The following is a 25785-nucleotide window of genomic DNA, read 5'->3' on the forward strand; positions in this document are numbered from 1 at the left end:
TGGGACGCGGTGTCCCATTATGTTTGACCTCATTCAAGTCCGTCGACTCCAATCGACGGACTGGCCGTGAGGAGACACCGATGGCTCGGTCAGCGTCGATCGAAGTGGAAAAGCCGTACCGCCAGGTACTGCAGACTTTGTCCGAGGGCTCAGTTGCCCGCAGTTTCGATCCCTATCTCGACATCGACTGGGATTCACCAGAGTTCGCGATCGATCCGCATGATCCGAGGTGGGTGCTCTCATCCGTGTCGGATCCGCTCGGAGCGACGCAGTGGTACCAGGATCAGTCGTTGGAGCGTCGAATCGCCATGGGAATGTGGCGTCAGGCGAATGTGACCAAGGTGGGTTCGGCATTCGAGAGCATCTTGATCCGGGGAATGCTGCAATACATCATGGCGCTACCCAACCAGTCGCCTGAGTTCCGGTACTGCCTGCACGAGATGACCGAAGAGTGCAATCACATCCAGATGTTCCAAGAACTCGTCAATCGTATGGACATCGACGTACCGGGTATGCGTCCGATGTTCCGGCGGCTGTCGCCGATCATCGGAGTGCTGGGAGCAAAGTTCCCGGTCATCTTCTTCATCGGCATTCTGGCTGGTGAAGAACCGATCGACCACTTCCAGAAGGATCTCATCCGCGAGGGTAAGGACACGCCGCCGGCGATGCTCCGCACCATGGAGATTCACATCGCCGAAGAAGCGAGACACATCTCGTTTGCTCACGAGTTCCTGCGCAATCACGTCCCCAGACTCAGTCGTACGAGTCGAGCCATCACATCGGTCGCCTTCCCCGGCACGATGCGTTGGCTTGCGGGCGAAATCATGTCACCGCCAAAGGAATTCGCCGAAGAATTCGGAATCCCGGACGAGGTGATGAAGAGCGCCTTCTGGGGGAGCCCACATTCACGCCGCATCCTGGGTAACTACTTCGGTGAAATGCGAGCCCTGGCAGACGAACTCGGATTGATGAATCCGGTGTCGAAGCGTGCGTGGCGAAAGCTGCGCATCGACGGCGACTACGCCCGCTACCGCGGCGAGCCGAAGCGTTCCGACAAGACCCGGATCTAGTCCGGCCGCGAAGTTCCTCCGTCGGAGGACACCAGTTCGGCTATGAGCGTGGACAATTCGACATGGGGATCGATCTGTAGCCCGCTCGAGCGTGCAACGCCGTCGAACATGTACCAGGTGTATTTCGCGAGGTCGGCGACGATCTCTTCGCGGCTCGGTTTCGGATCGGTGCTTCGGACCCAGTGGGTGAGCGTGCCCTCGACCATTGTCACCACTGCGAACGGTAGTGAATCGAAGGGTGAGGAGTCGATCCCCACGGATCGACCGACTTCGGTGATAGTGGTGCGGGCCGAGTCGGCGATTGTCGCCTTCAAGCTGCTGATCGCGTCGATGCTCTCGTCGTCGTAGTCGGTGGGGCCGGTACCCATGAACTCGTGAATCCGCGGATGCTCGGTGATCCACTCGGCGACGGCGCTGATGGTTCGGGTCAGGATCTGGTCGAGAGTGCCTACCGAAATGCTCATCGACGCATCCAGGGCCGCCGCAAATTGGCCGAGCACAAACGCTCGGACTCGTCGATCGAGGTCGTCTCGGCCGCTGAATTGTCGGTACACCACCGACTTGGCGAGGCCGGCACGGTCGGCGATCTGCTGGACGGACACCTCGGCACCTGCCGCGCGCTCTTCGATCAGTTCGACAGCCGAGGTGAGTATCCGTTTCTGACGCTCGGAGTTGTGTCGCTCCCACCGCGCTTCGCGACCGGTCAACTCTGCAGTGACAGGTTGCGCAATTGCGTCGCTCGGCATCGGGCCAGTCTATCCGGACGGACCCGCCGTATTTCCGACTTGTCATCGGGCGCGGCATCGGGATCGGTCGTCGGTACAACGTGGGACACTGGTCGAGTGAGGTTGTATCGAGACACGGCGGTGGTGCTGCGCCTGCACAAACTGGGCGAAGCCGACCACATCGTCACGTTGCTCACCCGTCAGTTCGGGTTGGTACGTGCCGTGGCCAAAGGTGTCCGCCGGACCACCTCCAAATTCGGTGCCAGACTCGAACCGTTTGCTCACATCGACGTGCAACTACTTCCGGGCAAGAATCTCGACATCATCACTCAGGTGCAGACGGTCGATGCATTCGCCACTGACATCGTCGACGACTACAGCCGGTACACCACGGCCTGCGCCGTACTCGAAACTGCCGAGCGGTTGGCCGGCGAGGAACGCGCGCCGGCCCCGCAGCTCCAGCGATTGACGGTGGGAGCACTGCGTGCGATCGCCGAGCAGGCGCGGCCGGTCGAGTTCGTGCTCGACGCGTTCTTGTTGCGAGCCATGGGGTACGCGGGTTGGGCGCCTGCCCTCGAAGAGTGCGCCCGCTGCAGCGCTCCGGGACCGCACCGTGCATTTCATGTCGCCGCAGGCGGAGCCGTCTGTACCTACTGCCGCCCGGCGGGTGCTGCGACGCCGTCGCCCGGAGTGCTCGACTTGATGGAAGCCCTGCTCCGAGGGGAGTGGGAGGGCACCGATTCGGCGCCCGCGACGCTGCGGACGCAAGCCAGCGGACTGGTCGCGGCACACCTGCAGTGGCATCTCGAGCGTCAATTGCGGACGTTGCCGCTGATCGAGCGTTCGAGGCCGCATGCAGCCGTCGAGGTCGACTTGCCCGTGAGGCAGGATGGAACCCGTGATTCGACGACGCGAACCGCGAACTCCGCTTGATCCTGCTGCTGAACGGGTGATCCGGCCACCGGACCCACATCCGTCCGGGGCGACCCCGCCGATCCTGCAAACCGAACTCATCCCGCGCCACGTCGCGTTGGTGATGGACGGCAACGGACGGTGGGCGCAGGAGCGCGGTCTGCCGCGAACCGCCGGGCACGAACGCGGTGAAGCTGTCCTGATGGACACCGTGTGCGGGTGCATCGAGATGGGTGTCGAGTGGCTCTCCGCCTACGCATTCTCCACCGAGAACTGGAAGCGCAGTCCCGACGAGGTTCGATTCCTGATGGGCTTCAACCGTGACGTCATCCGCCGCCGACGCGACGAGATGAACGAAATGGGTGTGCGTGTTCGCTGGGCCGGTCGTAAGCCGCGCCTGTGGGCCAGTGTGATCAAGGAACTCGAGATCGCCGAAGAACTGACCAAGAACAACACAGTCATGAACTTGACCATGTGTGTGAATTACGGCGGGCGGGCCGAAATTGCCGATGCGGTAAAGGAAATCGCGAAGCGTGTCGCGGCCGGTGAGATCAATCCGGACAAGATCACCGAGGCGACGGTTGCCAAGTACCTCGACGAGCCCGACATGCCCGACGTCGATCTCTTCCTGCGTCCGTCGGGGGAACAGCGGACGTCCAATTTCTTGATCTGGCAATCCGCCTACGCCGAAATGGTGTACCAGGAGAAGCTGTTTCCCGATTTCGACCGCCGCGATCTCTGGGCCGCCTGCGTCGAATACGCCTCACGCGACCGTAGATTCGGTGGCGTCAAATGACAGGGGAGAACATGACCGACACCACCGACGAAGCAGCCCGCCTACAAGAACGCGCGGCCGCCTCGCTGGCGCATTTCGTGACGGTCGATGTGGCTGCGGACGGCTCGCTTGGTTTCCAGTACTCCGGCGCGCTGTGCTCGATCCAGGCGATGAATTTGTCCGAGGGTCTGGACGTGCTGTCCATGACGTGTGTCCTCGCGTGGGACCGACCGGTCAGCGCGGCACTGCATCGCAAGGTGGCCGAGCGGAACCGGACCATTCAATTCGGTTCGATCGCGGTATTCGGCCACGGCAGTCTGGCGGACGTGATCCTGCGATACACGTTCCCGGCGGCCGGACTGGACGACGAAGCACTGACCACGATGTTGCTACTCGCGCTGACCGGCGCCGATACCGCGCGTCAGGGTTTGATTCCCTGACGCTGTCAGCTGGCGGCGCAGTCGCGGCAGGTGCCGAAGATCTCGACGGTGTGACTCACTTCGGTGAAACCGTTGTCCTCGGCGATGGTCTGTGACCACTGCTCGACCGTCGGGCCCTCGACCTCGACGGTGAATCCGCAGTTGCGGCACACCAGGTGATGGTGGTGTCCGGAGGAGCAGCGTCGGTAGACGGACTCACCTGTGTCGGTGCGCAGGACGTCGATGGTTCCGGCGTCGGACAGTGCCTGCAGCGTGCGGTAGACGGTGGTCAGGCCGATCCCTTCACCGCGCTTGCGCAGTTCGTCGTGCAGTTCCTGTGCCGACTTGAATTCGTCGATGTCGTCGAGCAGGGCGGAGATGGCGCTGCGCTGTTTCGTGGAACGAACGCCGACGGTGGCCGGTCCACGTTTCGAGGTCGTACTGCCCGGGGTGTTCATGCGGTGGAATCTCATCCTTCTTCGGCGTGGGCGACAGCGTCGACGACGATGTGTGCGAGGTGATCGTCGACGAGTCGATAGAGAACTTCTCGTCCGTTGCGTTCGCCGCGGACGACGCCCGCTGCTTTGAGAACGCGCAAATGCTGGCTGATGAGTGGCTGAGTGACGCCGAGAGCGCCGACGAGTTCGTGAACGCAACGCTCCGACTCGTGGAGTTGAAGCACGATCGCGATGCGAACGGGTGCAGCCAGCGCCCGCAGAATTTCGCCGGCGGCCGCCAAAGTTTCCTTGGGCGGCACGGGCGCGGGCGGTGCGGCTTCGAACGGGTCGTGCGTGTGTCCGAGGTCGGAATGATCATGGCTTTTGTGGAGATCGCCGGTATCCGCAATGCTCACAGCGAGGCTCCTTCGAGGGGTAGATCATGATGTCCGGGCATAGCCATCTCACCACATTATTGCAAATCACTTTCATTTTGATATGCACAAGTATGCATGTCAACCTTGGACGGAAGTGCGTGGCAGCCGCCAGATAGGCTGATGGTGCGAAAAGCGCACGAAAATCATGCATCTATTACCCAGATGGAGAGCAATCGAGTGGCACCCAAGTCCAAGATCGAAGCCGTTGTCAATCTCGCCAAGCGGCGAGGCCTGGTCTACCCGTGCGGTGAGATCTACGGCGGTACCAAGTCCGCATGGGACTACGGCCCATTGGGTGTCGAGCTCAAGGAGAACATCAAGCGTCAGTGGTGGCGCAACATGGTCACCAGCCGCGAGGACGTCGTCGGCCTCGACTCCTCGGTGATCCTGCCCCGCGAGGTGTGGGTCGCATCCGGTCACGTCGGTGTCTTCAACGACCCGCTCGTCGAGTGCCTCAACTGTCACAAGCGTCACCGTCAGGATCACCTGCAGGAGGCGTACGCGGAGAAGAAGAAGCTCGACAACCCGGACGACGTCTCGATGGATGTCATCGGTTGCCCCGATTGCGGCACCGTCGGCCAGTGGACCGAGCCGCGCGACTTCAACATGATGCTCAAGACGTACCTCGGCCCTGTCGAGAGCGAAGAGGGCATGCACTACCTTCGCCCCGAGACCGCACAGGGCATCTTCGTGAACTTCGCCAACGTGCTGACCACCTCGCGTAAGAAGCCGCCGTTCGGCATCGGTCAGATCGGCAAGAGCTTCCGTAACGAGATCACCCCGGGCAACTTCATCTTCCGCACCCGCGAGTTCGAGCAGATGGAGATGGAATTCTTCGTCAAGCCGGGCGAGGACGAGCAGTGGCATCAGTACTGGATCGACTACCGCCTGGACTGGTACACCGGCCTCGGCATCAACAAGGACAACCTGCGGCTGTACGAGCATGCGCCGGAAAAGCTTTCGCACTACTCGAAGGGCACGACCGACATCGAGTACCGCTTCCACTTCCAGGGCAGCGAATGGGGCGAGCTCGAAGGTATCGCGAACCGTACCGACTTCGATCTCTCGACGCACTCCAAGCACTCGGGCACCGAGCTGAACTACTACGACCAGACGACGGGTGAGCGGTACACCCCGTACGTCATCGAGCCGGCGGCAGGTCTCACGCGTTCGCTGATGGCCTTCCTGGTCGACGCGTACACCGAGGACGAGGCTCCCAACTCCAAGGGCGGCGTCGACAAGCGCACGGTGCTGCGACTGGATCGTCGACTCGCTCCCGTCAAGGCCGCAGTGCTGCCGCTCTCGCGCAATGCGGATCTGACGCCGAAGGCAAAAGATCTTGCGGCGCAGTTGCGTCAGAACTGGAACGTCGAGTTCGACGACGCCGGTGCCATCGGTCGTCGTTACCGTCGCCAGGACGAGATCGGCACACCGTTCTGCATCACGGTCGACTTCGACACTCTCGAAGATCAGGCTGTGACGGTGCGTGAGCGTGACTCCATGGCGCAGGAACGCGTCGCCCTCGATCAGGTGGAAAGCTACCTGGCTGCGCGGCTGATCGGTTCCTGATTCGTTCGAAGCTGACGGGCGGTTCTTCTCATTCGAGAAGGACCGCCCGTTTTCTCTTTCCATGGTGGATCTTCAGGCGCAGGATCGAAGTTATGAGAAAACTCAGCGTGACCAACTGCGTGACTCTCGACGGTGTCATGCAGGCACCTGGCGGGCCGGACGAAGATCGTCGTGGCGGATTCGAGCACGGTGGATGGGCGGCACCCTTCAACGATTCCGTCATGGCACAGAAAATGGGGGAGGGGATGGCGAAGAAATCAGAGTTGCTCTTCGGACGCCGAACCTATGAGAACTTCGCCTCGTACTGGCCGTTTCAGACGGACAATCCGTTTACCGAGGTGCTCGACAACACGCAGAAGTACGTAGCGTCAAGGACTTTGGGTGAACCGCTGCCGTGGAAGAACTCGACTGTGTTGAAAGGTGATGCCGCCGACGCGGTCGCCGCGCTGAAGGAAAGCGATGGCCCGGATCTGGTGATTCTGGGCAGTGGCGACTTGATCACGTCATTGGCCGAACGGCGTCTCGTCGACACCTACACTCTGCTGATTCATCCGCTGGTTCTCGGAACCGGGCGCAGATTGTTCCCCGACGGTGCTGCGCTCGCTCAGTTCACCCTCACCGAAAGTGTTCCTACGACAACAGGCGTCATCATCGCGACGTATCAGGTGAGTTGAATACATCAGGGAACTCGCCGAAATGCTGCTTCTGCCAACGCTGGGTTCTGACGGCTTGCACACTGGTCGGCGTGACCCAGGGCGGATAGACCCGGATAGCGCGCTTGCCGCCCGAGAAGTTCGTCGACACGATGTCGTGTTCGACGAGGGTTTCGGTGGGAAAGACGAAGTGACCCAGATGTTCTTCGTCGTAGACCTTCACCACAAACAGCGCGACGCCGTCGCTGGTGTCGAAGGGGCGGATGGGCCCGGCCTCGGAACGGCGCCACAGGGTGACGAACTGACCGAGCTTGGTCGGCGTCGTCTTGGCGGTTCGATAGACGGAGGGAAGGCCGTTGACGGTCAGCGTGTGAGCGCTGTATTCAGCACCCTCGGACTCGGGAATCGGTGTGGACCAGGTAAATCCGTCGGCGTTCATCGGCAACGATGATTCCACGGACCACCGACAGCCTTCGTGGCGAAGGCTGTCGGTTGTAGACGCACTTCAGGCCGTAGGTACCTTGTCGAGAAACCCGAGGACAAGCGTCACCCGGCCGTCGTCGTCGCGTTCGAGTACGTCGAACCCGTCGATCAGTGACTCGGCCCCCGCCGGGCCGAGAGCCCAACCGAATCGAGCCTGTCGGTGGTGCGCGTCCACCGGCCCGATGAGGGTGAAGTGCATGCCCGGAAATTGTTGCTGCACAGCGTTGATCATCGCGTCGATCTGATCGTGTCCGGTGACGTCCGCGAGCGGATCGGTGTAGCGGCCGCCGGGTGCGAACAATTGCTCGATCCGTGCTCTACGGGCGGTGGTATCTGTTTCGTTCCACATGTCGATATAGGCGTCGGCGATTGCGTCGAAGTCGCTCATGGTCGCTCCCTTGATCAGTTCCGGTGGTGAACATCCGGCGGTCTCGCCGGCTGAGACCACTGTTCCTCCGAAACTGCTTCGGGTCGATTACCTCCGAGGTCATGGTCTCGGCTACCTCGGGTCGCTAACTTGAAAGAATGACCTTCGAGACGATGGACGTTGGCACCGAACTCAAGCGGTGGCGGGAGCGGCGAAGGCTCACTCAGTTGGGTCTCTCGGCAGCGGCAGGAGTGTCGACCAGGCACCTGAGCTTCATTGAAACCGGCCGCTCCAAACCCAGCCGGGACATGATCCTTCACCTGTCCGAATGTCTGGATGTTCCTCTACGACAACAGAACACGCTTCTGCTGGCAAGTGGCCACTCACCGGAGTACTCGCAAAAATCGTTGGCGGAAGCGCCGATGTCAGCGGTGAGCGAGGCCATCGATCGCATCATCGACGCGCATGACCCTTATCCGGCCGTGGTGGTCGATCAGCAATGGGAGATGATCGCCGGGAACCAGGCCGTGAGAATTCTGACCGAGGGCGCCGCTGAATTCCTCCTGGAACCACCGGTGAACGTATTGCGTTTGAGCTTGCATCCCGAGGGCATGGCGCCGCGGATCGTGAACCTCGCGCAGTGGCGGACCCACCTGCTCGCCAGGTTGGCGCGGGAAGTGGAGGTCAGTGCGGATGCGCAGTTGGCGTCCTTGCTCGACGAGTTGCGCACCTACCCGAGCGGCGGAGACTGGCACGACGACCGCGCGAATTCCCTGCTGGTTCCGTTGCGCGTACGCGCGGGCGATACCGAATTGGCGATGTTCAGCACCACCACCGTGTTCGGTACGCCGCGCGACGTCACGCTCGCAGAGATCGCGATTGAGTCGTTCTACCCGTCGGACACGCAGACCGCCGATTATTTTCGATCAGCCGCGCAGGTCAGAGAGACTTCTTGCCGAACTTGAGCTTCCACGGCACCAGAGCGGACTCCAACTGAACCGAGAGGCTCATCTTGGAGACACCTTCGGTGCGTTCCTCGAAGCGGATTGGCGTTTCGGCGATCTTCATGCCGCGCTGAACAACTCGGTAGTTCATCTCGACCTGGAACGCGTAGCCGTTGCTCTGCACCGATTCGACGTCGATGTCGCGCAAGGTCTTTGCATGCCACGCCTTGAAGCCTGCAGTTGCATCCTTGACGTGCAGTCGCAGAATAGCGTTGACGTAGAAGTTCGCCCAGGCGGACAAAGCCTTGCGATGCCACGGCCAGTCGCCGGCAACTGCGCCACCCTCGACGTAACGGGAGCCGAGAACGACGGCCGCATCGGTCGTGGTGAGGATCTCGATCATGGCGGGGATCGCTTCGGACGGATGGGAGAGATCCGCATCCATCTGAATGACGATGTCGGCGTTCTCCGCCAGAGCCCGGCTCATGCCCGCGACGTAAGCACGGCCGAGTCCGTCCTTGACCGTGCGGTGAAGCACTCCGACCGGGATGGGACCATCGATACCCAACTTGTCCGCAACCTCGCCCGTGCCGTCGGGGGAGTTGTCATCCACCACGAGGACGTGCAGGTTCGGGATCTTCAACGCGGCGAGGCGATCGACGAGCTTTGGCAGGTTCTCACGCTCGTTGTATGTAGGTACAACGACGGTTATCTGCGGGGCGACGCTTTCCATAACACCTTCGTATGATCTGTGATCCCGACTTGCCGGATGAAGCGTACGACGAGTGCGGTCGTGAACAAAGTAGGGATTTTACTACCTCGACGGGATCCGTCAGAACCGGCCGCCGCCGCCTCGACTGGTTCGGCCGCCGCCGCCACCGCCGAAACCACCGCCGCCGCCACCGCGACCGGAGCGTCCGCTGCTGCTCGGTCCGCCGTACGAGCGGGGCCCGCCGCCACCTCGCAGAATGCTGTTGATCAGGATGCCGCCGAGGATCGCTCCCGTCGCATCGCCGCCGCCACCGCGGGGTCGTTGGTTTGCTTCCCAGGTGTTGACGTCGTTCTGCGCGGCGCGAAGTGAGTGCGTCGCCAAGGTGGTCGCGGCCTGGGCGTGTTGCAGTGCCTTGGACGGATCCGCAGCCTGCAATTGCTGGGCCGCCTGCAGGTGCCGCTGAGCCTCTGCGTAGCGAGTGCGCGCCTCCGCCCCGATCGCGCCGCGCCTGGTTCCGAGGAAGTCGCCTGCAGCGGTCACCTGAGCCTGTGCGGCCAGAATGTCCTGGGCAAGGCGCTGCTGTGCACGTTCGAGCTGCTGCTTCTGCTCCTGAGCGTCGGCAAGCAGCGCGTCGAGTTGGGCGTCGGCCGCGACGATCTGGTTGAAGGCTGTCAGCGGATCGCTGTCCTTCGACGTCTGAGCATTCGCCAACGCTGCCTGGGCTGCGGCCTTCGCGTCCGCCAACTTCTGCCCGCCCTGCGCCAGGTAAGCGTCCGCAGCAGTGATGCCCTGCTGGACGTCGTCCATCGCGGACGGAAGAGTCGCGATGGCGTTTCGGATGTCGTCGGCGGCGTGATCGACGCCGTCGAGTAGTTTGCGTGCCTGATCGAGAGCCGCTTCGGCAGTGCGAATCGCGGTGACGGCAGCGCCTTGCTTACCAGCCGGCAGCGCGGTGGCATCGCGGCCTTCCTCGATCGACTTCTCGGCGAGCGTCAGGCGTTCGCTGGCCATGGTGACGTTGTTCACGACAGATGCCAGCGTCGGCGCGGGGAACTGATCCTTCAATTTGGTCAGAATCGCCTCGGATTCGGGCAAGCGCACGCTGAGAGAAACAACACTCTGCGTCAACGCATCGAGACGTGCGGGGGCGTTGATGAGAAGGTCGCGAAGCCCGTCGAACTCCTCGACGCGAGCTTCGAGTTCTTGGTCGGCTCGACCGCACGAGGAAATGATGTCGATCAGCATCTGGCGGCGTTGATCGGGAGTTTCCGGGATGGCGTCGTCGAGTCGCTGCCTGATCGCGAAGGCTTCGGCGAGGGTGGCCTTGGCCTTGTCGAATGCTGCCGAGAAGGGTGCGACGGCGGAATCTCCGAACTCGCTGCGGGCCAGATCGAGCTCCTCCTGGCTGCCGGCGATCGCGTTGTCCGTCTCGACGAGGATCTCCTTCGCGCGTTCGTCGAGCGTAGGCAGCGGGAGTGCGTTGAGGCTGGCGATGTCGTCGGGGGAGATGTTCTTCGCGGCTTCGACGCTTGCCTTGTTCTTGTCGTTCTTGCGTTTACGTGAGTACAGGACCACGCCGCCCGTCCCGACCACCACAGCGCCGCCCGCGATGAGGAGTGTTCCGACTCCCATTCCGCCGCTCGTGTTGTTCGCGTCGCCGAGTGCTCCAGCTGCGGCAATTGCCGCGCCGGTCCAATCATCCTCGGCAAGAGCCGGTTCCACCGCATCGGAATTGATCGATTCGATGTCGGAATCGGTGATGTTGCTCAGCTCAGCGGGGACGTCGAGGTAGTAAGCACGCTCCGCCGTGGCAACTGCAAGCAGGACGGACTTGGTACTCAGCGTCGACTTCGTGGCTGTCTGCTGTGCCCACGCCTGGCCACCCAGGTTGTTGAAATCGGGGACGAACGCGACCCACAGATCGATCTGGTGGTCCTCGCTGAGTTGATCGATCGCGGCTTGTATGTCGCTGCGTTGCCCGGCGTCGAGAACCCCGGAGGTGTCGGTGATGTGATTCGGCAACACCATCGGGGCGTCTGCCGAGGCGAGCGCAGGACTGAAGACGAGCGCCAGCAAAGCGAAAATCGCAGCGACGGCGGCGGCGCTTCCCCGACGGCGAACGGGTCGGGTGATTGTCCGACTCTGCTCTACCGAGGACAACTGCGAGAAGTGTGGTGCGAGGGCCATGACGCAAATCTATCCGTTGTGGCGCGTCGGCATCGGAGGTGATCGCCGCGAACTGGCAGAATTGCGGGAGTGAAACCTGCTTTCGGTAACCGCCCCCACGACCCATCACCCTCACGGGCGGGCGGCTTCGGGGCAGGATTGGCTCGCTGGACGCGCCGACTGATCGCCGGTGCCGTGTTGATGGCCGTGGTTCTGGTCGGGGGTACTGCGTTCCGGGTGTGGCAGGTGGCGCGCATCGACGACACGCGGCCGGCCGACGCGATAGTCGTTCTGGGCGCGGCTCAGTATTCCGGCACTCCGTCGTCCGTCTTCGAGGCCCGACTCGAGCAGGCGTACAAGCTGTACAAGCGCGGAGTGGCGCCGCAGATCATTACTGTCGGCGGTAAACAAGAAGGTGACGAGTACACCGAAGCGGCGTCGGGAAAGATGTATCTGACCGATCGCGGAATTCCGTCGAGTGCGATCACTGCTGTGGAGACCGGTTCGGACACACTTCTCAGTATCGACGCGGTGAGCGCCGAGATGTCCTCGCAGGGAATCAATTCCGCTGTCCTGGTCAGTGACCCGTGGCACTCCTTGCGAACGCGGACGATGGCCCGCGACACAGGACTCCAGGCGTGGACCGCACCTACTCGTCAGGGCCCGGCTGTCTTCACCCGCGAATCCCAGTTGCACGGAATCGCTCGCGAAACCGGCGCGCTGCTCTGGTATCAGCTCACGCACTTCTCGGCAGACTTCCCCTACACGGCAGGGCAATAGAGACCATGACAGCTCACACCACCTACGGAGGCGGCACATACTCCGAACACGACCTCGAACGTCGTGTCGTCGAGGCGCCGAAGCGTGCGGGGTTGCCGGGTTCGCAGATCGCAGCGGCGCAGCATCGTTCGGACTTCTCGCGAGATCGGGCGCGTGTCCAACACTCCGCGGCTTTGCGGCGCTTGGCCGACAAGACCCAGGTTGTCGGCCCGCGCGACGGTGACACACCTCGCACGCGGTTGACGCACTCGATGGAGGTCGCACAGATCGGGCGAGGGATCGCCGACGGACTCGGTTGCGATCCGGACCTGGTGGACCTCGCCGGTCTCGCGCACGACATCGGGCACCCGCCGTACGGTCACAACGGCGAGAAGGCCCTGGACGAAGTCGCCAAGGACTGCGGAGGTTTCGAGGGCAACGCGCAGAATCTGCGGATATTGACCAGCCTCGAACCCAAGATCCTGCGCCCCGACGGTCTGAGCGCCGGCCTCAATCTCACCAGGGCATCACTCGACGCAGCCATCAAGTACCCCTGGACCCGGCCGCAGCCCGGCGCGAAGTTCGGGGCATACGACGACGACGCAGAGGTGCTCGCCTGGGTTCGAGAGGGGGCGCCCGAGCGTCGGCAATGCCTGGAAGCTCAGGTCATGGACTGGGCCGACGACATCGCGTATTCCGTGCACGACGTGGAGGACGGGGTGATCGCAGGCCGTATCGACCTTCGCTCGCTTGCCGATCCGTCCGAGCAGCGCGCACTGGCAGAACTGGGGGCCTCCGAGTTTCGGGGATTGGTAGTCGACGATCTGATCGACGCCGCTCAACGGTTGTCCGAACTCCCCGTCGTACGCGGGGTCGGAAGTTTCGACGGCACACTCGGAAGTTCCGTCGCGTTGAAGAATCTCACGAGTGAATTGGTGGGTCGCTTCGCCACCGCGGCGATCGCCAGCACCCGGCTGACACACGGTGACCGACCCCTCTCGCGGTATCAAGCCGACCTCGACATACCCGAGGCCGTCGCATCCGAGGTGGCGTTGCTCAAGACCGTGGCGTTGTACTACGTGATGTCCGACGCCGGACACAAGGCGCGTCAGGATCGGCAGCGTGATCGTGTTCATCGCGTCGCGGAATGGCTGCTGGCAACTGCGCCGGCCGGGCTCGATCCGATCCTGCTGCCCGCGTGGGAACGCGCCGCGGACGACGGTGCTCGGGTCCGGGTAGTGGTGGATCAGATCGCGTCGTACACGGAGAGTCGGCTGGAACGGGTGGACAAAGCGAGCCTGGGCGCGCAGGCCAGCTGGGGCTGAGCCGCTTACGCCTTCAGCAGGTCATCCGCGTCGACGGGTCGGTAGTGGTATCGAGCCACTTGCCGTAAGCGTCGCCGCCTGCTGCGCGAACGTCCTTGCAGATCTTCGACTCGGTGTTCCCGGATTCGCGATACACCGTGTAGATCGCCGTCCCCGAATCGGAGACTTGACGCAGTGACGGGCAGGACTGGTCTGTGCGTAGGTATTTCGAGCCGGGGAACGCGTCGAGGTAGTTCTGGATCTCGCTGGCGTACGTTGCCGGATCGGTGGCATTGGCCAACACCACGATTCCGGTTCCTTTGCACGAGGGGACGGTGATCGGCTTGCTGACCCCGAGGTCGCCATTTCTCGCGCCAGGGTTCGACGCCCGGGTGGTCGTGGTCGCCTGCAGTCCGGCGGTGGGTAGCGGCTCGAGCTTGGGCGTTCTGGCCGGCTCCTGAGTGGGTGCCGGTGCCGACGTGGCGATGGAAGCTGCTGCAGTGGTGGGTGATTCGGGTCCCGAGTTCCCCAGCGTCACCCAGGCCGCCGTGCCTCCTGCGGCCAGAACGAGTGCAACTCCAGCCGCACCGATCGCGATCGGGGCTCGGTTTCGCTTTGTCTTTGTCGCGATGTGCGTGTAGTTCCCGTGAGCGGGATTCGCCGTGGTGTAGATGGGCGGCCCGACGATCGTGGGGTGCAATCCGCCGGCGGAACCGGGGGTGTCGGTCGTCGAGAGGGCCTGCCGCGCTTGGAGTGCGAGCGCTCCCGTAGTCGGATAGCGGTGTGCGGGATCCTTTGCCATGCCGCGAGCCACGATGGCGTCAAAACCTTGCGGGAGCGACGGAACTGTCAGTGTGGGGCGTGGCGGCGGAGCGTTCAGGTGCGAATTGACCAGATGCTCGATGCTTGTGGTGTTGAAAGGTGTTGTTCCGGTGAGTGATTGGTAGAGGACACAAGCCAGGGAATAGACATCCGCTGCGGCCGTCGGCGTTTCGATTCCGAACCGCTCCGGCGCCATGTACGCATAGGAACCGACCGCGCTTCCCTCGGTGGTGATCTTCGTGTCCGTCTGTGAGTAGGCGATTCCGAAGTCGACGAGGTAGACGAAGCCGTTGTTCGTGAGAATGATGTTGTCTGGTTTGACGTCGCGATGGATGAGTCCGCGCGCGTGCGCTGCGTCCAGCGCTGACGCTATCTGCGAGACGATGTCGACGGCTCGTATAGGCGTGAGTCGGCCGAATTCGGCCAACTCGGCTCGCAATGTGTGGCCTTCGACCAAACGCATGTCGATGAAGAGGACTCCGTCGATTTCGCCCCAGTCATGCACCGGGATCACGTGCGGTTCGTTCAGGGCGGCGGTGGTGCGAGATTCTCGGCGGAAACGAGCTTGGAATGACGGGTCGGCCGCAAGTTCGCGATGGAGCAACTTGAGTGCGACCAGGCGATCCTTCGAGGTGTCGTACGCCTCGTACACTTCACCCATTCCGCCTCGGCCGAGGAGGCGACGCAACTCGTACACGCCGAATCGGGTTCCTGATCGCCCTTCGTGCGAGCTCGAGGCGTTTTCAGTCATCGTCGGTCCCATCGCTGCGGTGCAGAGTCGGCCATCAACATATCGTTGTCAGGAGGTGCCGGGGGACCGCCTAGACTGATGTACGTGGCGGGCCGAATTTCTGACAGAGACATCGCGGCCATTCGCGAACGCACTCGCATCGAGGACATCGTCGGTGAATACGTTTCACTCAAGCGTGCCGGTGGCGATTCGATCAAAGGTCTGTGTCCCTTTCACGACGAGAAGTCGCCGTCGTTCCACGTGCGACCCAACCACGGCCTCTACCACTGCTTCGGCTGCGGTGAGGGCGGGGACGTGTACTCGTTCCTGCAGAAGATGGATCACATCAGCTTTGTCGAGGCTGTCGAGCAGTTGGCGGATCGGCTCAGCTACACGATTTCGTACGAGGGTGGTGGGCCTTCCGTTCAGCGCGATCGCGGCACTCGTGCACGCTTGATCGCGGCAAACGCGGCGGCTCAGGAGTTCTACGCTGCTCGTCTGCGCGAACCCGATGCCCAGGCGGCGCGCGACTACCTCACCGAGAGAAACTTCGACGGTGCAGCGGCACTGCAGTTCGGGTGTGGATACGCGCCCGAAGGTTGGGACACTCTCACAAAACACTTGATGTCCAAGGGCTTCGAATTCAAGGAACTCGAAGCAGCCGGGCTGTCCAAAGAGGGGCGACGAGGTCCGATCGACCGGTTCCATCGCCGTCTTCTGTGGCCGATCCGCAGCGTCGCCGGTGACGTCATCGGCTTCGGTGCCCGCAAGCTTTTCGACGACGACACCATGCCGGGTAAGTACGTCAACACGCCGGAAACGATCCTCTACAAGAAGTCTCAGGTCCTGTTCGGCTTGGACCTCGCCAAGCGCGACATCGCCAAGGGACACCAGGCAGTAGTCGTCGAGGGCTACACCGACGTCATGGCGATGCACTTGGCCGGCGTCAAGACCGCCGTCGCTTCGTGTGGAACCGCCTTCGGTGAGGAGCACCTTGCGATGCTCCGCCGACTCCTGATGGACGACAGCTACTTTCGCGGTGAGATCATCTACACCTTCGACGGTGATGCCGCAGGGCAGGCCGCTGCGATGAAGGCGTTCGAGGGTGATCAGAAGATGGCCGGGCAGACGTTCGTCGCCGTCGCGCCCGACGGAATGGACCCGTGCGATCTGCGTCTGAAGTCTGGTGACGCCGCCGTTCGCGACCTCGTGGCACGGCGCACTCCGATGTTCGAGTTCGTGGTGAAGTCCATCCTCACCGAACACGATCTGGAGACCGCTGAAGGTCGCGTCGAGGCACTGCGTCGTACCGTCCCCGTCGTTGCGCAGATCAAGGAATCAACTCTGCGCGACAGCTACGCGAATCTGTTGTGCGGATGGGTCGGTTGGGACGATCTTCCGTCGGTTCGACGACGCGTGCGTGACGAAGCTCGCAAACGGGCGTCGACGCGCGGATCTTCACCGGCGCCCAAGCGTCGTCAGGTTGTCGAGGCACCTGCCGCCGATGCGCTTGCGCTGCCGATCGGAATCTCCAGGCCCCGGCCCAACGATCCGGCGCTCTCGACGCAGCGAGCTGTCCTCAAGGCCGCATTGCAGCACCCTGGCATCGCCGGCAGTGTCTTCGACTCGTTGCCTCCCGAGACATTCACCCACCCCGCCTACGTTGTCATCAGACAGGCAATGGCTGACGCCGGTGGAACGAGCAAGGGGCTCGGTGGCGCCGAGTGGATCGAAGTCGTCACCAAGGGCGTCGAGGACATGACGGTGGCCTCGGTTGTATCTGAGCTGGCCGTCGAACCGATGCCGTGCGACGAAGACACGGTTCCGCGCTACATCAACGGAGTGCTCGCACGACTGCAGGAAGCGTGGGTGGGCGAACAGGTTGCCGACCTCAAATCCAAGCTTCAGCGCGTTTCACCTGCTGCGGCCCCCGAGGAGTACAACTCACTGTTCGGAGACCTCGTGGCGCTGGAGCAGTATCGCCGACAGCTGCGTGAGCAGGCTGTCGGCGACCAAAGCGTCTGACCTAGCGGTTTTTCTTCAACTGGTCGTGGGGGACCAGAATCGTGGTCTCCTCGTTGATCGGCTTCATCGGCTCGAGCTTGGGCTGAGTACTCAGTGAGTCGGCCAGCTTCTGCCGTGACGCGTCCAACACCTTCTTGGTGGCCGGACTAGTGGCCACCGCCTTCGCGGCTCGGCTGATCTGCTCGTATCGTGCGCGGCCCGCTTTGGTTCCCAGGACGTACCCAGCTGCAACACCGATCAACAAACGCATCATTCCTGCTTCCCTCCAGCACCGATCGTCCTGACTCCATCCTGCCTGATGACTCGCTGGGCAGGCGATTTGGTACTTCGGTGGAGGATTCGCTACAGTTTCTCAGGCAACGCCGGAACGGGCGAAGCGAGCAAGACAATCCCCTGTAGCTCAATTGGCAGAGCTTCCGACTGTTAATCGGACGGTTGCTGGTTCGAGTCCAGCCGGGGGAGCAGCAAAGCCCCTCACCTGAGAAATCGGGTGGGGGGCTTTCTTGTATTCGTCGCCGCTAGTGCGTTTGCAGCAGACCCACCGATCGAAGTGCCGATTCGACGTCTGCCGCCTTGTTTGCTTGTTCTGCGCGAATTCCCAGCCGTCGAGCGCTGAGGACGTTCACCGGGTTGTCGTCGACGAAGAAGGTCTGCTGTGGACGCGCATCGAGAAACTCCAGCGCAGCCAGGAAGGCCGCAGGGTCGGGTTTGGTAGCTCCGAGCATGCAGGAGAAAACATGCTCGTCGATTGCCACTGGAGTTACAACACTTTCGATGGCGGCCAACAGGACAGGTCCATTGTCGTTTTCAGTGACGCCGATGGCCGCTTCACCCGTGAACGCGACGCGTAGATATTGGCGACAGATACACCAAAGCCCGACGCAAGTGTCTGCGTCGGGCTTTCGGTGGAACCGTCGAACTGTTTGACGGGGTGCGCTTACTTCGCTGCGCGATCCGACGGCTCGAACAGCCGGATGATGTGGCTGGGGTTGATGTAATAGACACCATTCGGAGAATTGAGGACGAGAGTGTCTTCGGTGAAATCGGTGACGGTGCCGTTCAGCTTCGCGCCGTCGGACATGATGATCCGGATCGTGGCCTTCGAGTTCTTGAATTCGGTCAGTGCAAGCTTCATGTGGTGATCCTGTTCCGTGGGGTGTGCACTCCCACGGTATCGGCTCATCGCTCCTGTGCCGACCAACCTTGGAAGACTCGACTCGAAAGAGTGCGACGCGTCACCGCCTGCCCGATTGTGATCCGCGTCGGATGTGCCGGTAACATTCGGATTCGCCGCGATGCATCGCATCCGGATGGGGCGGTAGCTCAGTCGGTTAGAGCCGTGGACTCATAATCCATTGGTCGCGGGTTCGAGCCCCGCCCGCCCCACGTTCAGGTGCCGTGAGCCCGCGGGTCAGCCCCAATGATTTTTGTCGAAGATCATGCTGCAGACGATCGCCAAGGCGACTAGTGCGCAAAGTGCAATCACCAGGACAGTTGCCCACACGTTGTTGGGATTGAATCGCCTGGCAATGCGCCTGCGGTTGCGTCTGAGTCGAGCGTTCGTGGTCACACAAGGAATCGTCGCATCATGATCGTCGATCGCAGATGAGGCGAAAGTCTCGGATCCAGATGACCGATTTCCCGACAGTGTCGGATGTGCAACGCTTCTGGACGTGACCGAGACAGCGACCACTCGGAAGACAAAGGAAAAGCAGGTACCTATCCAGGAATTTCAGCGTATGTGCTCAACCAGCCGAAGTGTCACGCTCTAGATGTACTTACGCACGGCGATCGAAGGTGATTTCGACGATCGAACTCAGGGGTCACTGAACAATTGTCTGTACCTGCCGGCGCGAGCCCGGCCCACAGGTGACGACGATGCGTTCCAGTGACCCCCTGAGCGTCGACGCACGCTGGTTTAGCAGATAGCTGGCAAGAAACCATCTTCGCCTGGTGTAAGTGCAGGCAGTCGAGCCGACCCCCCGCGGCTCGACTGCCCCCAACACGCGATGTGGGGTCCGAATGGCGGCGCCGAATTGGCGATTAGGGCGCCCGTCTGCGAACCGAATGTCAGTGAATGTAGAAGTTCTCGGAATTTCATTGGGAGACAGTAGGTTTGTTTGATCCCCAGGTTGAGGGAGTCTGGGGATCGCCTACCTGTGATTGGGGCACTCACGAACTGTGACGGAAAGGTCCGCTCCCGGATATTAGATTTACGGTGCGTCCGAACTGGCCGGAGATACTTGACGTGGAGTTTCCGGCGCCGACGTTCTACCGATATCGGGCCTTCTGCCCAGGACTCGCTTGGTGACCCATACGGCAGGTGCCGACAGGAACGGCAGATACACGAAGATATAGCTGTCGAACTCGATGCCCAACGCGAGATAAACCCCAAGGTGAAACCCGAGTAAGACGACGATCCCGATTCTGAACAAGACAGGGAAGAGCACGGCAACGATCAACCAGCCTTCAGCGAAGACAGTGGCGTAGTCGAGTGCCTTCCATAGCCACTCCGAATGGATGTCGAATAGTTCGTGGGTCAGCGGACCGAGCTTGGTGGGGTCAGCGACGTCTCGTGCAACGTAGCCCCGGGTTGCCTGCAATTCGGGGTTCAGCCAGCCGGACGCAGCTTTGGGTAGTGCCGCTGTAAACAGGGCGTAGGCGACCGTCACTGCCCAGATGAGCATGGGCAGTCCGCGGGTTTGAAGTGCTTTGCGTTGTGTGCGTGAACGTCGTGCGTCGAGGGACCATGCGGCGCCCCATCCAGCGGCTGCCATGGCCACCGGCAAGATTTCGAAAAGAATGAAGTGGTCGACCTTGCCGAAGGAATTGACCAACCCGCTGCCGGTCATGAGCGTGAGGGTCATTGCGATGGACGCGGCCGTCGTTCGATATCCGACCAAGATGGCGATCGCCAGGATGAATCGGGCGACTTCGAGTCCGACGAGGAAGTTCTCGGAGGGTGGTGACGACAGCAGGGAGAACGGACCGGATTGCGGATGAAACAGAATCGAGGGAACCTCGCCCGCCCACGTGTAGTCGATGGGAAACGCGATCACATATAGCGCGAAGAGGATTCGAATGACAGCGAGGAACCTCGCATCCCCGCGGTACGCCTCGCACAACTGATCGATGTGGTCGCGCAGGAACAACAGAGTTCCCGCACGGGCACTCATAGATCAACCCTTGTCGTTTCGCACGGGTCAGTTGACGCATCGGTTCCGTCGGTGATGTCGATAATTGTTTTGCGCCAGCAGAACTCGATACTGTCCGGGATGGCACCACTTCCGACTTCGACGCTGCGGTTTCGGAGCCATTCGACCAATTCAGGGTCCGCGGTTCGGGTGTTGCGGTCGCCTGCCCCGCTGGGGCGGAACGCATAATCGAGTGATGCTCTCGCGGATGAGTAGCGAATATCGCCGGCGAGATCCACTGGGTTGGGACTGATCGTGGATCCGTCGGTGTAATGGAGAGTGATATCCAAGCCACTTCCACTGAACTCGCCGTCTGCATTGGGCACGCCACCGAAGCTGGGCATGCGAATTGTCGGGTACGGCTCAGGGCGGACACCGAACGAGTAGGCGCCTTGCACGAGGAGTACGACTGCGAGTGCTGCGATCGCGATCAGTCGCCGATTGCTGCGCTTTGCTTCTGTTTCCGGCATGTCGACGTTCTTCCTGGCACCTGGTGCCGGTTTCTTCGAATGAGAAAAATAGAGGGGATTGCCGAGCGAGGGGACTGGGTGTTGTCGCGCGTCCGTGCAGATGTGCCGAAAGTAGTTGAAGTGTCGACGAAATATAGCTGCGCGATTGCCGCTTGTCGCAGTGTTGATTTGAAAATGGACTTTGGTCCGTCGAATGGGGGACAGTGTGCCCTGAATGCTTTGCCGCGCCTTAACTTCCAGCAAGCTTGGCCCCAGTCTGCTGTGAGAGCGGGATTTCACTCCTTCGTCGATGGCCGATTCAAGCGGAACGACAGATGCTTGACACTCGCTCAGAGGCAACATGATTCGACCCCGTATGTTTACGGGGTGACCAAACCCAACAAGCGAACTGTCGCCGTCATCGGTGCCATGGTTTTCACCGTCGTAGCGGTGATCGTAGGATTTGCGTACGAGCAATCCCGAGACAGTCGGGCAACTGCCTCTGTATCGCAGCCTGACAGTTCGGCGCCGGCGCTGAATGCCCCTACCGACGACTTCGACACGGTCGCAATTTTGGGGACTCGTACTCGATTCCGAACACGACGGGAGATCATTGGCCGGCGCTGCTCGCCTTCGATCGTCGCTGGTACCTGGCAGATTTTGCGAGCGGTGGCACCGGCTACGTCCAGGGAAACGAGGAAAAAGGCAAGCTACCGTTCGGTGCGAAAATTGATCAGGTCGTTGCGGTGAATCCCGAGGTCGTCATCATCGCCGGCGGTCGGAACGATGTTTCGTACCCGCTCGAGGTGCGAGATGCGACTCGGGAGTTGTATGCGCAGCTACGAGATCGGCTTCCTCACGCCAAGGTTGTCGTCATCGGCCCCATCATGGACAACCGGCCTCCATCCGAGACCGCTGTCAATGTCAACGATCGAATCCGTTCCGCCGCTGAGCAGTACAAGCTGCCTTTCATTGATACGCTCGCCGAGAACTGGCTGTCGGACCCGACGTTACTCAAGGAAGACGGCATGCATCCCACGCCGGCAGGTCAAAGGCTCATGTTCGAGAAGATCAGCGAGCACCTTCACTCGCTCGGTCTCTAGCTCTGAAGGAAAGCGAAGAGGACCCCGCAGGCGCGGGGTCCTCTTTTTCGTGAAAAGTATTGTCGGACTTAGGTCATCAGTAGCGAGGACTTTGGGTGCAGTCTTGGCTGGCCGGCTGCCTCACACGATGATGGAAAAGTTCGGGTAAGAAAGCTCTCGCGGGCTGTGTCGCCGCCCCTATCCGCGTTGCGGCTTTTGTGAATCGCAGTTCACCGCAGGTGATGCACGCGCGGCGATACCTACGCTGGGAGGTCGTCGGCGGAATGTCGTTTCTTGTGCCTTGCCGGTGGCTCGACCATCACTGCAGCCTGAACGGAGATGGCAGGGGCGGCGTAGATCATGTCGACAAGTTGGCCACCCTTGATGTTCTGCGCCACCCGTGATCAAACCGGGCAATCGGAACAAAGTGCTTGTCGAAGAGTTACAGTTGATGTTAATATGTAACGATAAGTCGCAAATGAACAGCGGCTTCGAAGTCGCGCTACCGGAAGCCGATGGGCGCCGGGGGAGATTGGTCTGCTGTCGATGCGCGACGCCGTTGTGTGGCACAGATCAAGGCTCTGCGAGTTGCTCCCGGTCGCACCCCTGATCAACCTGACAGACCAACGTAACGGAGAACGTACAGTGACAATCAAGAACTCGATCGCGCCTGGTGTCATAGCCGATCACGGAAACAGGCTGTTCGGCAACATTATTCGATCAGCCGAAGGTGAGGAACTCGTCCAGCGGCTGAATGCCATGTTCGAGCGAGCGAACAGCACAGGTCAGGTGGTGAATCAACGAGAACTCTCGACCGTGCTTTCTGTGCGGAGATCCGAGGGTTCCCCGGGCGACCGGTCGATTCCGGCGCCTGACAGGCTGATGCATGCAACCGAGGGACTCTCGTACGAATCCCTCTCCTTGTTGATTCGTGCGGCCGAGCATTTGCTGCGTTCGGAGGGGGTACATGTCGACTCGACGCCTTTCACCTGAGGGACGACGAGACCCGTCGAAGCCTCGGCCACAAACGCGTCACAGAATTTTTGAAATTGAACTGAAATCCCTGGGAAATCGAAGTGGCCGGTCCGTCGCCGACGAACGAATATTTGTCACGAACGGAATGACGTTCATACGTCGTTGTTTGTAATTCCGTTGTGCGATAAGCGAACCGGACGCCCCGCGTTGCTCAACCGCAAGATCCCGATTCCGCTGCTTCGGAGGCTTCTTGGATGCGCTGACGCGCCTCAGCGTCGAATCGTCTCCAGTCGTCGTGCGGTCCGCTCATGTAATCGCGGACTCGATCGATCGGCGACGTGGAATCGGTCGGAGTATGTCCCAGTTCTTCGGCCGATCCGAGTATCGACCGGCAAATCTTGTCGACGGAGTCAGATGCCGATACCGGCACAGAAGTACGGATCAACATTCACCTCGGGAAGCCGCATGAAGTGAATTGACTATCGCAGTCTGCTGTTGCGGTGTGAACGCTGCCCAGGCGCTGGCGGAACCCACGAGTTCAGGGACATCGTTCCATCCAAGGCTCTGTAGCCGGGCCAACGCCGCCTCGACCGTCCCGAAAGCTTCGAGGTACGCATGTGCGTCGTCGCATGTGAAGGCGAGTTCGTGGGGTTCCGCGTCGCCCACGTCCCCGTCGCACGAAGTAAGCATCAGCACGAATGGAGTCGCAATAGCGATCATGATTCGCTTCATCGGCCGATCGAAGCAGACTGACCCCGCCCTGGCGGACTATTCTCGATCCATGCCGATCACCCCGGATACAAAGAACTGGACCTGGGTCCTCGAACGCCGATGCGGCGAGTGCGGGTTTGATTCGTCCGCTGTTGCGTTCGCGGATGTTCCAGATCTTGTGCGTAGCAATGCCGTCTCGTGGGCCGAGGTACTGGAGCGCGAGAATGTGACGGAGCGACCGGACAGCGAAACATGGTCAGCGCTGGAGTATTCCGCCCACGTACGCGACGTGTTCAGGATCTTCAAGGTGAGGTTGGAACAGATGCTCGAATTCGACGATCCGCAATTCGAGAACTGGGATCAAGACGCAACAGCTGAGGCCGAGCGGTACAACGACCAAGATCCGGCAACGGTGGCATCGGAATTGTCCGACGCCGCGGCGGAAGTCGCGAACGCCTTCGAAACCGTGCCAGAGGGTAGCCGCCAACGACGGGGTCTCCGCAGTGACGGATCGGCGTTCACCGTCGAATCGTTGGCGGCCTACTTCATTCACGATCCGATCCATCACCTGCACGACGTCTCGGCGTAGTCAGAGCCCGCGCACCTCTTCGAGGGTTCTTCTGGCTCCGACGGAGTGCAACGAGTCGAGGGTCTTTCGGAAGCTTGCGACAAATCGGCGATCGTCCACGAGATCGCCGAACACTTGGCGGTACCCGATGAAGGCCAACGGGTCGCTCGATTGTTTCTGGGCGAGCGGCACCAGAGTGTCCGACAGCTGATCGACGACGGTGATGGGATCTCCGTTCTCGTCTGTGCCCTCGGCGTAGCGGGCCCAGCTGGCGACAATTGCGGTGGACAGGTTGATCGACCCACCGGTGTCGAGTTGGGTTCGGATGACGGGCAACAGCCACTTGGGAATTCGATCGGACGACTCGGCGCACAGACGTGCAATCGTGTCGCGGACCTGGGGGTTCGAGAATCGTTCGATGAGGGTCTTCTTGTACTGATCGAGGTCGACGCCGGGTACCGGATCAAGGGTCGGCGTCGCTTCCAGATTCATGTAGTCGAGCAGGAACCCTGACAAGAGTTCGTCCTGGCATGCCTCGTGGACCAGGCGGTATCCGGCAAGGTAGCCGAAGTACGCGATGCCTTGATGGCTGGCATTGAGAAGGCGCAGTTTCATCAGTTCGTACGGGCGAACATCCGGCACGAGATTGACGCCGGCATTCTCCAGAGGTGGCCTGCCTGAGGTGAACTCGTCCTCGAGGAACCACGCGGTGAACGGCTCAGCTGCGACCGGCCACTGATCGTCCACGCCAAACGTCTCGGCGATCTCGGTGGTCACCTCGGCTGTCGTGACGGGTGTGATCCGGTCGACCATGGAGTTGGGGAAGGCGCCGTTCGCGTCGATCCACTCCGCAAATTCGGGATCCTTCAGAGCGGCGAACGCTCCGACAGCCGTCCTGGCGACCGATCCGTTGCCTTCGATGTTGTCGCAACTCATGATCGTGAACGGGGTGAGGCCCCGGTCGCGACGGAGTGCGAGTGCCGCACAAATCAGACCGAAGGTGGTGCGGGGGAGTGTTCCCGGCTCGAGATCGTGCATCACATCGGGATGGGACGCGTCGAACTCGCCCGTGGTGTGCGAGATGTTGTATCCGCCCTCGGTGATGGTGAGAGATACGATTTTCGTCGATTCGGATGCCATCTTTTCGATCACCGCCTCCGGATCGTCGGGCGCGAACAAGTACTCGACGATCGACCCGATGACCCGGCCCTGGAGGGTTCCGTCAGCATGCTTGAGCGCCAGCGTGTAGAGGCCGTCCTGCGCGCGGAGTGCGTCTTTCATTCGCTTGTCCGACGGCATCACTCCCACTCCGCAGATTCCCCAGTCGAAGGCTTCACCTCGTCGCAGGAGGGTATCGATGTACATGGCCTGGTGTGCACGGTGAAAGCCTCCGACACCGAAATGCACTATGCCGGTAGTGACTTTGCTCCGGTCGTAGTTCGGCACTTCGAGTTCAGCATCGAAGTCGAGCAAGGTCTTCGTATTGAGTTCCATGAA

At 61.3% G+C, this 25785-nt stretch carries 26 protein-coding genes, 2 tRNA genes and 1 pseudogene; 15 read left to right on the forward strand and 14 right to left on the reverse strand.

Annotation, left to right across the window (positions count from 1 at the left end; all coding sequences use genetic code 11):
* Window positions 1-80: 80 nt before the first annotated feature.
* The gene (locus tag AC3WQS_RS17145; protein WP_019749004.1) at window positions 81-1070 is read left to right on the forward strand and encodes an AurF N-oxygenase family protein; all 990 of its coding nucleotides are present in this window, start codon (window positions 81-83) and stop codon (window positions 1068-1070) included.
* Here AC3WQS_RS17145 and AC3WQS_RS17150 read toward each other — a convergent pair.
* On the reverse strand, window positions 1067-1816 hold the full coding sequence (locus AC3WQS_RS17150; RefSeq protein WP_007731095.1) for a TetR/AcrR family transcriptional regulator: 750 nt from the start codon (window positions 1814-1816) through the stop codon (window positions 1067-1069). The two genes, AC3WQS_RS17145 and AC3WQS_RS17150, sit on opposite strands and share 4 nt — an antisense overlap.
* A 96-nt stretch (window positions 1817-1912) precedes the next feature.
* Here AC3WQS_RS17150 and recO point away from each other — a divergent pair, with 96 nt between their 5' ends.
* From recO to AC3WQS_RS17165, 3 genes are read left to right on the forward strand one after another with little or no spacing between them, the layout of a single operon-like run.
* Window positions 1913-2728: a DNA repair protein RecO gene (gene recO / locus AC3WQS_RS17155; protein ID WP_029255636.1), complete on the forward strand. Its 816-nt coding sequence runs from the start codon at window positions 1913-1915 to the stop codon at window positions 2726-2728.
* Entirely contained in the window at window positions 2685-3503 is an 819-nt protein-coding gene (locus AC3WQS_RS17160) for an isoprenyl transferase (RefSeq protein WP_019749001.1), read from the forward strand. Before recO ends, AC3WQS_RS17160 begins: the two co-directional genes overlap by 44 nt.
* The gene (locus AC3WQS_RS17165; protein WP_019749000.1) at window positions 3500-3922 is read left to right on the forward strand and encodes a YbjN domain-containing protein; all 423 of its coding nucleotides are present in this window, start codon (window positions 3500-3502) and stop codon (window positions 3920-3922) included. Before AC3WQS_RS17160 ends, AC3WQS_RS17165 begins: the two co-directional genes overlap by 4 nt.
* A gap of 5 nt (window positions 3923-3927) precedes the next feature.
* Here AC3WQS_RS17165 and AC3WQS_RS17170 read toward each other — a convergent pair whose 3' ends face one another.
* Both AC3WQS_RS17170 and AC3WQS_RS17175 read right to left on the reverse strand, forming a co-directional pair.
* The gene (locus AC3WQS_RS17170; protein WP_020908177.1) at window positions 3928-4359 is read right to left on the reverse strand and encodes a Fur family transcriptional regulator; all 432 of its coding nucleotides are present in this window, start codon (window positions 4357-4359) and stop codon (window positions 3928-3930) included.
* A gap of 11 nt (window positions 4360-4370) precedes the next feature.
* Window positions 4371-4754 carry an ArsR/SmtB family transcription factor gene (locus AC3WQS_RS17175; RefSeq protein WP_003944457.1) on the reverse strand — a complete coding sequence of 128 codons (384 nt, stop codon included), beginning with the start codon at window positions 4752-4754 and terminating at the stop codon, window positions 4371-4373.
* A gap of 198 nt (window positions 4755-4952) precedes the next feature.
* Between AC3WQS_RS17175 and AC3WQS_RS17180 the strand changes: the two genes are divergently transcribed.
* Together AC3WQS_RS17180 and AC3WQS_RS17185 are read left to right on the forward strand one after the other, a co-directional pair.
* A complete protein-coding gene (locus tag AC3WQS_RS17180) occupies window positions 4953-6344 on the forward strand; it encodes a glycine--tRNA ligase (RefSeq protein WP_003944491.1) in 1392 nt (463 codons plus the stop codon).
* A 92-nt stretch (window positions 6345-6436) separates the two neighbouring features.
* The gene (locus tag AC3WQS_RS17185; protein WP_492711494.1) at window positions 6437-7018 is read left to right on the forward strand and encodes a dihydrofolate reductase family protein; all 582 of its coding nucleotides are present in this window, start codon (window positions 6437-6439) and stop codon (window positions 7016-7018) included.
* Here AC3WQS_RS17185 and AC3WQS_RS17190 read toward each other — a convergent pair.
* A complete protein-coding gene (locus AC3WQS_RS17190) occupies window positions 6993-7454 on the reverse strand; it encodes a MepB family protein (protein ID WP_133727536.1) in 462 nt (153 codons plus the stop codon). The genes AC3WQS_RS17185 and AC3WQS_RS17190 overlap by 26 nt on opposite strands.
* A gap of 48 nt (window positions 7455-7502) precedes the next feature.
* Entirely contained in the window at window positions 7503-7868 is a 366-nt protein-coding gene (locus AC3WQS_RS17195; protein WP_024487641.1) for a nuclear transport factor 2 family protein, read from the reverse strand.
* A 137-nt stretch (window positions 7869-8005) separates the two neighbouring features.
* Here AC3WQS_RS17195 and AC3WQS_RS17200 point away from each other — a divergent pair, with 137 nt between their 5' ends.
* Window positions 8006-8812 (forward strand): helix-turn-helix domain-containing protein, encoded by an 807-nt coding sequence (locus AC3WQS_RS17200; protein WP_019748994.1) that lies wholly within the window; start codon window positions 8006-8008, stop codon window positions 8810-8812.
* Here the strand turns inward: AC3WQS_RS17200 and AC3WQS_RS17205 are convergent.
* Both AC3WQS_RS17205 and AC3WQS_RS17210 read right to left on the reverse strand, forming a co-directional pair.
* Window positions 8787-9524, reverse strand: a complete 738-nt coding sequence (locus AC3WQS_RS17205; protein ID WP_003944487.1) for a polyprenol monophosphomannose synthase — start codon at window positions 9522-9524, stop codon at window positions 8787-8789. The two genes, AC3WQS_RS17200 and AC3WQS_RS17205, sit on opposite strands and share 26 nt — an antisense overlap.
* Before the next feature lie 99 nt (window positions 9525-9623).
* Window positions 9624-11690 carry a TPM domain-containing protein gene (locus tag AC3WQS_RS17210; RefSeq protein ID WP_477993762.1) on the reverse strand — a complete coding sequence of 689 codons (2067 nt, stop codon included), beginning with the start codon at window positions 11688-11690 and terminating at the stop codon, window positions 9624-9626.
* Window positions 11691-11759: 69 nt separating this feature from the next.
* On the opposite strand from AC3WQS_RS17210, the gene AC3WQS_RS17215 reads away from it, so the two are divergent.
* Entirely contained in the window at window positions 11760-12449 is a 690-nt protein-coding gene (locus AC3WQS_RS17215; RefSeq protein ID WP_007731109.1) for a YdcF family protein, read from the forward strand.
* A gap of 5 nt (window positions 12450-12454) precedes the next feature.
* Entirely contained in the window at window positions 12455-13753 is a 1299-nt protein-coding gene (locus tag AC3WQS_RS17220) for a deoxyguanosinetriphosphate triphosphohydrolase (RefSeq protein ID WP_019748992.1), read from the forward strand.
* A 13-nt stretch (window positions 13754-13766) separates the two neighbouring features.
* Here the strand turns inward: AC3WQS_RS17220 and AC3WQS_RS17225 are convergent, their stop codons facing one another.
* Window positions 13767-15317 carry a serine/threonine-protein kinase gene (locus AC3WQS_RS17225; RefSeq protein ID WP_264612997.1) on the reverse strand — a complete coding sequence of 517 codons (1551 nt, stop codon included), beginning with the start codon at window positions 15315-15317 and terminating at the stop codon, window positions 13767-13769.
* 72 nt (window positions 15318-15389) lie between these two features.
* On the opposite strand from AC3WQS_RS17225, the gene dnaG reads away from it, so the two are divergent.
* Complete coding sequence (dnaG, locus tag AC3WQS_RS17230) at window positions 15390-17309, forward strand: DNA primase (protein WP_003941578.1); 1920 nt, start codon at window positions 15390-15392, stop codon at window positions 17307-17309.
* Between the two features lies 1 nt (window position 17310).
* Here dnaG and AC3WQS_RS17235 read toward each other — a convergent pair whose 3' ends face one another.
* Window positions 17311-17562 (reverse strand): hypothetical protein, encoded by a 252-nt coding sequence (locus tag AC3WQS_RS17235; protein WP_003941570.1) that lies wholly within the window; start codon window positions 17560-17562, stop codon window positions 17311-17313.
* Between the two features lie 136 nt (window positions 17563-17698).
* Here AC3WQS_RS17235 and AC3WQS_RS17240 point away from each other — a divergent pair.
* A tRNA-Asn gene (locus AC3WQS_RS17240) sits at window positions 17699-17771 on the forward strand.
* Between the two features lie 56 nt (window positions 17772-17827).
* Here the strand turns inward: AC3WQS_RS17240 and AC3WQS_RS17245 are convergent.
* A complete protein-coding gene (locus tag AC3WQS_RS17245) occupies window positions 17828-18064 on the reverse strand; it encodes an HAD-IA family hydrolase (protein ID WP_397510139.1) in 237 nt (78 codons plus the stop codon).
* Between the two features lie 182 nt (window positions 18065-18246).
* A complete protein-coding gene (locus tag AC3WQS_RS17250) occupies window positions 18247-18444 on the reverse strand; it encodes a hypothetical protein (protein WP_003941659.1) in 198 nt (65 codons plus the stop codon).
* 177 nt (window positions 18445-18621) lie between these two features.
* On the opposite strand from AC3WQS_RS17250, the gene AC3WQS_RS17255 reads away from it, so the two are divergent.
* Window positions 18622-18695, forward strand: a tRNA-Ile gene (locus AC3WQS_RS17255).
* 827 nt (window positions 18696-19522) lie between these two features.
* On the opposite strand, the gene AC3WQS_RS17260 is transcribed toward AC3WQS_RS17255, so the two are convergent.
* Entirely contained in the window at window positions 19523-20485 is a 963-nt protein-coding gene (locus tag AC3WQS_RS17260) for an HTTM domain-containing protein (protein WP_080910074.1), read from the reverse strand.
* Complete coding sequence (locus AC3WQS_RS17265) at window positions 20482-20973, reverse strand: hypothetical protein (RefSeq protein WP_020969946.1); 492 nt, start codon at window positions 20971-20973, stop codon at window positions 20482-20484. The genes AC3WQS_RS17260 and AC3WQS_RS17265 overlap by 4 nt, the downstream gene beginning before the upstream one ends.
* 563 nt (window positions 20974-21536) lie before the next feature.
* Between AC3WQS_RS17265 and AC3WQS_RS17270 the strand changes: the two are divergent.
* The 3 genes and pseudogenes from AC3WQS_RS17270 to AC3WQS_RS17280 form a co-directional block, all read left to right on the forward strand.
* Window positions 21537-22055 (forward strand): annotated as a pseudogene (locus AC3WQS_RS17270) (SGNH/GDSL hydrolase family protein); the annotation flags it as partial.
* Window positions 22056-22679: 624 nt separating this feature from the next.
* A complete protein-coding gene (locus tag AC3WQS_RS17275; RefSeq protein ID WP_020908166.1) occupies window positions 22680-23027 on the forward strand; it encodes a hypothetical protein in 348 nt (115 codons plus the stop codon).
* A 763-nt stretch (window positions 23028-23790) separates the two neighbouring features.
* On the forward strand, window positions 23791-24309 hold the full coding sequence (locus AC3WQS_RS17280) for a DinB family protein (protein ID WP_172932138.1): 519 nt from the start codon (window positions 23791-23793) through the stop codon (window positions 24307-24309).
* Here AC3WQS_RS17280 and AC3WQS_RS17285 read toward each other — a convergent pair whose 3' ends face one another.
* Complete coding sequence (locus AC3WQS_RS17285) at window positions 24310-25782, reverse strand: mannitol dehydrogenase family protein (RefSeq protein WP_172932137.1); 1473 nt, start codon at window positions 25780-25782, stop codon at window positions 24310-24312.
* Between the last annotated feature and the right edge of the window lie 3 nt (window positions 25783-25785).

It is taken from the genome of Rhodococcus sp. FW305-130 (assembly GCF_058788335.1).

Coding starts and splice junctions, on each gene's coding strand:
- AC3WQS_RS17145 (WP_019749004.1), top strand. CDS start 81: ATGGCTCGGTCAGCGTCGATCGAAGTGGAAAAGCCGTACCGCCAGGTA.
- AC3WQS_RS17150 (WP_007731095.1), bottom strand. CDS start 1,816: ATGCCGAGCGACGCAATTGCGCAACCTGTCACTGCAGAGTTGACCGGT.
- AC3WQS_RS17160 (WP_019749001.1), top strand. CDS start 2,685: ATGGAACCCGTGATTCGACGACGCGAACCGCGAACTCCGCTTGATCCT.
- AC3WQS_RS17165 (WP_019749000.1), top strand. CDS start 3,500: ATGACAGGGGAGAACATGACCGACACCACCGACGAAGCAGCCCGCCTA.
- AC3WQS_RS17170 (WP_020908177.1), bottom strand. CDS start 4,359: ATGAACACCCCGGGCAGTACGACCTCGAAACGTGGACCGGCCACCGTC.
- AC3WQS_RS17185 (WP_492711494.1), top strand. CDS start 6,437: ATGAGAAAACTCAGCGTGACCAACTGCGTGACTCTCGACGGTGTCATG.
- AC3WQS_RS17195 (WP_024487641.1), bottom strand. CDS start 7,868: ATGAGCGACTTCGACGCAATCGCCGACGCCTATATCGACATGTGGAAC.
- AC3WQS_RS17200 (WP_019748994.1), top strand. CDS start 8,006: ATGACCTTCGAGACGATGGACGTTGGCACCGAACTCAAGCGGTGGCGG.
- AC3WQS_RS17205 (WP_003944487.1), bottom strand. CDS start 9,524: ATGGAAAGCGTCGCCCCGCAGATAACCGTCGTTGTACCTACATACAAC.
- AC3WQS_RS17210 (WP_477993762.1), bottom strand. CDS start 11,690: ATGGCCCTCGCACCACACTTCTCGCAGTTGTCCTCGGTAGAGCAGAGT.
- AC3WQS_RS17220 (WP_019748992.1), top strand. CDS start 12,455: ATGACAGCTCACACCACCTACGGAGGCGGCACATACTCCGAACACGAC.
- AC3WQS_RS17225 (WP_264612997.1), bottom strand. CDS start 15,317: ATGGGACCGACGATGACTGAAAACGCCTCGAGCTCGCACGAAGGGCGA.
- AC3WQS_RS17235 (WP_003941570.1), bottom strand. CDS start 17,562: ATGATGCGTTTGTTGATCGGTGTTGCAGCTGGGTACGTCCTGGGAACC.
- AC3WQS_RS17250 (WP_003941659.1), bottom strand. CDS start 18,444: ATGAAGCTTGCACTGACCGAATTCAAGAACTCGAAGGCCACGATCCGG.
- AC3WQS_RS17260 (WP_080910074.1), bottom strand. CDS start 20,485: ATGAGTGCCCGTGCGGGAACTCTGTTGTTCCTGCGCGACCACATCGAT.
- AC3WQS_RS17265 (WP_020969946.1), bottom strand. CDS start 20,973: ATGCCGGAAACAGAAGCAAAGCGCAGCAATCGGCGACTGATCGCGATC.
- AC3WQS_RS17280 (WP_172932138.1), top strand. CDS start 23,791: ATGCCGATCACCCCGGATACAAAGAACTGGACCTGGGTCCTCGAACGC.
- AC3WQS_RS17285 (WP_172932137.1), bottom strand. CDS start 25,782: ATGGAACTCAATACGAAGACCTTGCTCGACTTCGATGCTGAACTCGAA.